The sequence below is a fragment of the Flavobacterium sp. genome (assembly GCF_025352425.1).
GTDB lineage: Bacteria > Bacteroidota > Bacteroidia > Flavobacteriales > Flavobacteriaceae > Flavobacterium.
Genome location: NZ_JANXTI010000019.1, coordinates 1 through 7,590 on the forward strand (window position 1 = coordinate 1; position 7,590 = coordinate 7,590).

Below are 7,590 nucleotides of genomic sequence, written 5' to 3' on the forward strand. Positions count from 1 at the left end.
ATCTTTTGAAGGATTTAAAACAAGAATTTTAGCTAAAATAACAGCATTAACTTTGGTTCAATATATCAATAAATTCATATTTGATAGACCAATAAACAATATTAAAAATCAAATTATTTAATTACACCCAACGGGTTAATGTACAACAAGCTCCTATGCTTTTGTAACAATAAGAACCGGTACACTTTCAACGGCGGTTAACGATGCTACAAAAGATATCAGAGGTTTAGATGTATTAGATTTAGATTATTCCATAATTCAAGTGAAACACGACATTACTGAAACTGGAAACAGTACCGATCTGGCAATGTTTATTGATCCGGGAGTAACTGTTAGCATGGCCAATAATACAAAAATCCAAAATGATTGGTATATGTTGCTAAATGGTAAAATTGATTTAGTTGGAAAATCCCAATTCGTTCAATCAACCAATTCTGAATTAGATGTTACTAGCTCAGGTTCTTTAGAGAGAGACCAACAAGGTCAAGCCATAAAATATAATTACAACTATTGGTCTTCGCCTGTTAGTTCAATAAACAGTACAACAATCAATCACGGATTTACAGTAGCCGGAGTAATGAAAGACGGTACCGATGCAAATAATATACAAAACCTACAATGGACAACCGGAGTGAATGGTTCGCCAACTACCCCTATCACCTTGAGTAGCTATTGGATTTTTAAATTCCAAAATTCATCAAACAGTTATGCTAACTGGTCATCTGCCGGTCCAAATGGAACGTTATTGGCCGGACAAGGATACACCATGAAAGGATGTGGTTCAGCAGCGGCGGATCAGAATTATACTTTCGTTGGAAAACCAAATAATGGAACTATTACCTCTACTGTGGGTCCAAATAATTTAAACCTATGTGGTAATCCATACGCTTCTGCTATCGATGCCAATCAGTTTATTGATGACAATGCAGCAAGCATAATAGGAACATTATATATCTGGGAACACTACAGCACTAATACTGTTCACGCAACTGCACAGTATCAAGGCGGCTATGCAACTTATACCAAAACGGGGGGAACTGCACCCGTTGCTCCGGCAGGTGTGAGCGGCTTAGGTTCAAGTAGTAAAACTCCGAAAAGATTCATCCCAGTTGGACAAGGATTCTTTGTAACCGGAACTGCTTCAGGTGGAACTATTACATTTAACAATGGTCAAAGACTATTCGTTAAAGAAGATGACGCAACTTCATATACTATGTTTAAACAGAATAATAGCCCGGTTTCTGTTACCAATCCTGCATTTAACAATCAACATGATAGTTTTGTGGAAGAACAGTTTATGAAATTGAGACTTGGTTACAATTCGACCGACAATTATCACAGACAAGTATTGTTAGGATTTATGAACCAACATGCAACTGCAGGATTTGATAGTGGTTATGATGGTTTAAGCATTGAAACACTTACTAATGATATGTATTTTATCAATGGAACCCAGAAATTAAACATTAACGGTGAAGGTTACTTTAATGTAAATAATATCTATCCATTAGGTGTTAAAAATGCAGTGGCTGGCGATGTTACCTTTGTTGTAGATGGAAAAGAAAACTTTGATAATGCTCAGGAAATATACATCTATGACAATGTGACTTCTATTTACCATAGCATCAAGGATCAAAACTTCCAAATCAATTTACCTGCAGGGACTTATGATACAAGATTTTCATTGCGATTCACAAATGGCTCTTCACTTGGAACAGTTGATAATACTGTAGTAAGTCATGGAATTAGTGTGATACATTCTCAGGCCAACAACATGATAAACATTAAAAACGAGTTACAGGAAGTGGCTGTGAAATCTGTGTTATTGTTCAATTTATTAGGACAAGAAATAATGGATTGGAAAATTAACAACCAAAACCAAGCAGACATTCAATTACAGATTTCCGATTTAAGTACAGGAACTTATATCGTAAAAGTAATTACTGATGGTGGCGATATAACTAAAAAAATAATACTAAAATAAGATCTTGTTCTGCACTTTATTTGACACTAATTTGCCTTTTTCTACAAGACAAAAATCCCCAACTATGGGGATTTTTTGTTTATATCTGTTACCTAAAAATCAAGAAAGCTTGCTAATGAGACTATGTAAATCCAATTGAAATTGCTCGCCGCTATGAATATCTTTTAAAGTAAAGTTTGAACCCTCAATTTCTTTAACCACAAAAGGAATTCCTCTGCGTTCGGCATGCTTAAATTGTTTGTCAATTTTGGCGGAATCAGGATACATTTCAGCTTTGATGTTTTGGTTGCGAAGTAGCATAATAGCTTTCATGGCTTCAAAAGTCTGGCTTTCGCCCAAATTCAAAAATATCACTTTAGTAGCCGTGGTAACTGTTTCCGGAAACAAATTCAGTTCTTCAAGCACCAAATAAATCCTGTCCAAACCAAACGAAATTCCAACACCGCTCATGTCCTTCAACCCGAATATTCCGGTCAAATCATCATAACGCCCGCCGCCGCCGATGGAACCCATATCAACTTCTTTTGGTGCGGTAACTTCAAAAATAGCTCCGGTATAATAATTTAAACCTCGGGCCAGCGTTACATCTAAATCTAAAATCGCTTTTTGCAAGCCTAATTTAGTAACGTTGTCACAAATGAAACGCAATTCTTCCACTCCTTTTTTACCTTCGGCAGAAGAAGAAAGTAATTGTGTTAGTTTTTCTAATTTCTCCTGAATCGTTCCTGTGAAACTAAATAAAGGTTGTACTTTTTGCAAAGCCGTTTCCGAAATACCCTTTTCAAGCATTTCTTTTTTAACGCCATCCTCGCCTATTTTATCGAGCTTGTCTAAAGCCACAGTAAAGTCAATCAGTTTTTCCGAAGCACCAATTACTTCGGCGATGCCCGATAAAATTTTTCTGTTATTGACTTTAATCGTCACGCCATTCAAACCTAAATCGGTAAAAACCGAATCGTACAATTGTACCAACTCCACTTCCTGCCATAATGATGTGGAACCTACAACATCGGCATCACATTGATAAAACTCTCTGAATCGTCCCTTTTGCGGTCGGTCGGCACGCCAAACAGGCTGTATTTGATAACGTTTAAACGGAAACTCAATTTCGCTTTGGTGTTGCACTACGTATCTTGCAAACGGAACGGTCAGGTCATAGCGTAATGCTTTTTCAGAAATCTTACCGGTAAGTTGTTTATAATTTATAGTTTGCAACTGATCCGTTGACACTTTATCAAGGTAATCACCCGAATTCAATATCTTAAAAATCAAACGATCACCTTCTTCCCCATACTTTCCCATCAGGGTATCCGAGTTTTCAAACGAAGGCGTTTCTATTGGTTGGTAACCAAATTTCTCAAAATGATGTCTCATTATAGAAATAATATAGTTACGCTTAGAAACCTCTGCCGGTGAAAAATCTCGTGTGCCTTTTGGAATACTTGGTTTTGATGCCATTTTTTAATAATTATTAATTACGAATTATTAATTACGAATTATTAAAAATTAGCTGCAAAGCGTAATTCCTAATTCGTAATTCGTAATTGACTTTGCAAATATCCATATTTTATATCTGAATGTAAATATTCCTGTAACAAAAACTGTATTTTAGTGTCAAATTTGCCATATGTTAGGAATCGGACTCTTTAGGGAAAATATAAAAATTGCGTTGGGTTCCATCAGAACACAGTTGCTTCGTACCATTTTAACCATCGTTATTATCGCTATCGGAATTACCGCATTGGTTGCAGTCTTAACGGTCGTTTCTGCTTTTAAATACAATCTGACTTCCACTTTTGCCTCAATGGGTTCTAATACTTTTAATATAAATCAATATGAAAACACGCTTAGGGAAGAAGGCGGAAATGAAGTTGAAAAAATAAATCCAATCATTTCCTATCCTGAAGCCAAAGCTTTTAAAGAAACATACAATTATCCTTTAACCCAAACGTCGTTGTCTTTTACAGCAGCTTCAAATGCGGAAGTGAAATATGAAAATCAAAAAACGGATCCCGAAATTTCTGTTTTGGGTATCGATGAATATTATATAGCAAACTCCGGTTTGGAAGTTACACAAGGTAGAAATTTTAACCCTTTTGATATTTCAAATAATGTGTATTCCTGCATTGTTGGTTCTGATTTCGCGACAAAAGGATTATTGAAAGATACCAATCCGATAGGAAAAACGCTATCAATACGTGGTGCCAAATTCAAGGTTATTGGTGTGTTAAAAGAGAAAGGCTCTACTTTTGGCAACAGCCGTGATTTGCGTCTTATGATTCCGATTCAGGTAGCGCGTTCGTTATTTTCACAGCCAGATATCAATTATTCATTGAGTACGATGATTCAGAAAACGGAATTATTGGAAGCGGCTATTGACAACGCAATAATAACAATGCGCAAAATCAGAAAACTGAATCCGGTAGAAGAAGATAATTTCGGGATTTCCAGAAGTGACGATTTGCTTCACAAAATTGAAGGCATTACAGATGTATTGGGAGCTTCCGCCTGGATAATTGGAATTATTACCATTCTTGGCTCATCAATTGCCCTCATGAATATTATGATAGTTTCTGTAACCGAAAGAACCCGGGAAATTGGCGTAAGAAAAGCACTTGGAGCCAAAAAAAGCGCTATTGCGATGCAGTTTTTTATTGAGACGTTAACTGTTGGTCAGTTGGGCGGCATCTTTGGTATTATTCTCGGAATCTTAGTCGGTTACGGAATTTCAACGCTTCTTAAATTAACTTTCGTGACGCCTTGGAGTGCCATTATTGCTGCATTTATAACCAGTTTTATTGTTGGCTTAGTTTCCGGATTGTATCCTGCAATCAAGGCTTCCCAACTTGATCCAATCGAGGCATTGCGTTACGAATAATTACAACGAGCAGGAAATCATCCTGTCATTTCCATAAATGTCTTTTTTTAAAGAAACATTTCTGAAGTCTAAATCTTCAAGTAACTGAACCGTTTCTTTTCCTAAATATTGATTGATTTCAAAGTACAATTTTCCATTTGGATCTAGATTTTTCCTAGCAAGTTGCGCTATCTTTCTATAAAAAAGCAGCGCATCAGTATCTTCAACAAACAAAGCTAAATGTGGCTCATATTGTAAAACATTGGGCTTGATTTCGGCCTTTTCTAAAATTCGGACATAAGGCGGATTGGAGACTATAATATCAAATTGCTGTTTTAAGTCACCTACTTTTAAAATGTCATTCAAAATAAAATCAACTCTCACGTTATTGGCTTCGGCATTTTTTTTGGCTGTAGCCAAAGCTTTCTCAGAAATATCTATCGCAAAAACTTCTGAACGTGATATGTTTTTGGCTAGTGAAACAGCAATACAGCCCGAACCTGTTCCTATATCGAGAATTATTAGTCTTTCCTCTTGCTTTTTGCTTCCTGCTTCTTCTTTAATAATCCATTCTACTAATTCTTCCGTTTCCGGTCTTGGAATTAAAGTGGATTCATTAACCAAAAAAGGTAGACCATAAAATTCCGTTTCACCCAAAATGTATTGTATAGGCTTTTGCTTTTTTAATTCTGAGACAATATTTTTCCATTGCCTTAAATGAGTGCCATCCATTACCTTTTCCGGGCTGAGAGCCAAATCTATTCGCTTAAGACCATGCAGTTTTTCTAATATAATATTAAAAAAACTATCGACTTCCTGTTCGTCATAAATCGATTGTAACTCCTTCTTAAGAATGTCTTTATAGTTTTTGATTTGCATCTTATAAATCCTTTATCATCCACACCGGGCAGGTAGTGTGACCTGTATTCCCCATTGGTGCACATAGGTATTCAAAACCGGCCTTTTTGTAAAGATGTTGGGCTGTTAGCATTTCCGGCAAAGTTTCGAGATAACATTTGGTATAACCCAATGTTGTCGCTTCTTCCAAACATATTTCTATCATCTGAAAACCAATTCCTTTGCCGCGGGCTTCCTGCAGAAAATACATTTTTTGAAGTTCACAGATGTTTTCCTCAGAACTTTCCAATTGAGAAACGCCAGCACCTCCAATGATTTTACCGTTATTTTCTATAATAAAATAGGTTGCTTTCTGTTTATCATAGACTTCAAACATAAAATCCAATTGCGCATCCGCAAAGGCAGTTCCTGTTTTTGGAAAATTATCTGCAATAAAAACTTCCCGGATAACCGCTGCAATTTGCGGGTTATCTTTCTTTTTGATTTCTCTTATTACGATACCATCCATTATAAAAGTAATATCTTATTTTTGTGCCGTGAAGATACACGAATTTTACATAAAACGCTGCATAGAATTGGCCAAAAATGGTTTGGGAACAACCTATCCGAATCCTTTAGTGGGCTGTGTTATTGTTTACAATAATGAAATAATTGGCGAAGGCTGGCACCGAAAATACGGCGAACCTCATGCCGAGGCTAATGCTGTAAATTCGGTAAAAGACAAATCATTATTGGCAAAAGCTACTATCTATGTTTCACTTGAACCTTGCAGTCATTTTGGAAAAACGCCGCCTTGTTGTGATTTAATTATTAAGCATAAAATTCCAAATGTTATCGTTGGAAAGATTGACCCAAACAGTAAAGTAGCCGGAAGCGGAATTAAACGATTAATCGAAAATGGTACCAATATAACTGTCGGTGTTTTAGAAAAGGAATGCTACGAATTGAATAAGCGTTTTTTTACGTTTCATCAAAAAAAGCGTCCTTATATCATACTGAAATGGGCTGAAAGTCAGGACGGGTTTATAGCACCATTAACAAAGTACAAAAAAGAACCTGTTTGGATTTCCAATGAATTCTCAAGACAATTGGTACACAAATGGCGAAGCGAAGAACAGGCTATTTTGGCAGGAACTACTACAGTTTTAGACGATAATCCAAAATTGGATGTTCGGGATTGGTCAGGTGAAAATCCGGTACGAATTGTTTTGGACAGAACCGGAAAAATCTCAGATGCCTTTTTTGTGAAAGACGGAAAATCAAAAACCATTATTATAACCGAACAAGAAAATTTAACATTTAGTGAAAATTGTATTTATGAAAATGCTATCTTTGATATCAAGCTAACCAAAACAATTGCTGATATTTCATATAAATATGGCATTCATTCTATACTAATTGAAGGCGGAAAACAAACACTTCAAAGTTTTATAGATGATAATCTTTGGGATGAAGCTAGGATTTTTATAGGAAACATTCATTTAAAAAGTGGCACAAAAGCACCGGAGTTAAATGGGAATTTTCAAATAAAAAACATCAAGGACGACCAACTTAAACTTTATTTCAACCATGATTAACACTATAATTTTCGATTTCGGAGATGTTTTCATTAATCTTAGAAAAGAACATTCTAACGAGGAGTTTAAAAAGTTAGGATTAGATGGTCCAAATGAAGATTTGTTGGCTCACAATGATTTATTCGAAAAAGGAAAAATAGACGAGCTACAATTCATTAACTGTTTCTTAAAGTAACCCGTTGGGTGTAATTATTTGAAGTAAAATAAATTGATTAGATATTAGTCAAGATACTGAAATTCAGTATCTTGATGTCGCCAAACAAACCAATATCTATGTCAAATATAGTAAAAAATTATTTTAGAGTTTTAGAAGT

At 35.6% G+C, this 7,590-nt stretch carries 7 protein-coding genes and 1 pseudogene; 5 read left to right on the plus strand and 3 right to left on the minus strand.

The features are described from left to right. Together Q0Q99_RS02205 and Q0Q99_RS02210 are read left to right on the plus strand one after the other, a co-directional pair. A pseudogene (locus tag Q0Q99_RS02205) lies at positions 1-121 on the plus strand (IS982 family transposase); the annotation flags it as partial. 141 nt (positions 122-262) lie between these two features. Then, entirely contained in the window at positions 263-1,984 is a 1,722-nt protein-coding gene (locus Q0Q99_RS02210) for a T9SS type A sorting domain-containing protein (protein WP_293890782.1), read from the plus strand. A 99-nt stretch (positions 1,985-2,083) separates the two neighbouring features. On the opposite strand, the gene hisS is transcribed toward Q0Q99_RS02210, so the two are convergent. Then, positions 2,084-3,442 carry a histidine--tRNA ligase gene (gene hisS / locus Q0Q99_RS02215; RefSeq protein ID WP_293890785.1) on the minus strand — a complete coding sequence of 453 codons (1,359 nt, stop codon included), beginning with the start codon at positions 3,440-3,442 and terminating at the stop codon, positions 2,084-2,086. 169 nt (positions 3,443-3,611) lie between these two features. Between hisS and Q0Q99_RS02220 the strand changes: the two genes are divergently transcribed. Next, entirely contained in the window at positions 3,612-4,862 is a 1,251-nt protein-coding gene (locus Q0Q99_RS02220; RefSeq protein ID WP_293890788.1) for an ABC transporter permease, read from the plus strand. On the opposite strand, the gene prmC is transcribed toward Q0Q99_RS02220, so the two are convergent. Both prmC and Q0Q99_RS02230 read right to left on the minus strand, forming a co-directional pair. Next, complete coding sequence (gene prmC, locus Q0Q99_RS02225; protein WP_293890791.1) at positions 4,863-5,720, minus strand: peptide chain release factor N(5)-glutamine methyltransferase; 858 nt, start codon at positions 5,718-5,720, stop codon at positions 4,863-4,865. Position 5,721: 1 nt separating this feature from the next. Further along, positions 5,722-6,207, minus strand: coding sequence for a GNAT family N-acetyltransferase (locus tag Q0Q99_RS02230; protein WP_293890794.1), 486 nt, complete (start codon positions 6,205-6,207; stop codon positions 5,722-5,724). 28 nt (positions 6,208-6,235) lie between these two features. Between Q0Q99_RS02230 and ribD the strand changes: the two genes are divergently transcribed. Together ribD and Q0Q99_RS02240 are read left to right on the plus strand one after the other, a co-directional pair. Continuing rightward, positions 6,236-7,276: a bifunctional diaminohydroxyphosphoribosylaminopyrimidine deaminase/5-amino-6-(5-phosphoribosylamino)uracil reductase RibD gene (gene ribD, locus Q0Q99_RS02235; protein ID WP_293890797.1), complete on the plus strand. Its 1,041-nt coding sequence runs from the start codon at positions 6,236-6,238 to the stop codon at positions 7,274-7,276. Beyond that, positions 7,269-7,451 carry a hypothetical protein gene (locus tag Q0Q99_RS02240; RefSeq protein WP_293890800.1) on the plus strand — a complete coding sequence of 61 codons (183 nt, stop codon included), beginning with the start codon at positions 7,269-7,271 and terminating at the stop codon, positions 7,449-7,451. The genes ribD and Q0Q99_RS02240 overlap by 8 nt, the downstream gene beginning before the upstream one ends. Positions 7,452-7,590 lie beyond the last annotated feature (139 nt).

What these genes read in the sequence shown, in the direction of transcription:
- Q0Q99_RS02220 (WP_293890788.1), top strand. Translation starts at nt 3,612, where the DNA reads ATGTTAGGAATCGGACTCTTTAGGGAAAATATAAAAATTGCGTTGGGT.
- Q0Q99_RS02240 (WP_293890800.1), top strand. Translation starts at nt 7,269, where the DNA reads ATGATTAACACTATAATTTTCGATTTCGGAGATGTTTTCATTAATCTT.
- Q0Q99_RS02230 (WP_293890794.1), bottom strand. Translation starts at nt 6,207, where the DNA reads ATGGATGGTATCGTAATAAGAGAAATCAAAAAGAAAGATAACCCGCAA.
- hisS (WP_293890785.1), bottom strand. Translation starts at nt 3,442, where the DNA reads ATGGCATCAAAACCAAGTATTCCAAAAGGCACACGAGATTTTTCACCG.
- prmC (WP_293890791.1), bottom strand. Translation starts at nt 5,720, where the DNA reads ATGCAAATCAAAAACTATAAAGACATTCTTAAGAAGGAGTTACAATCG.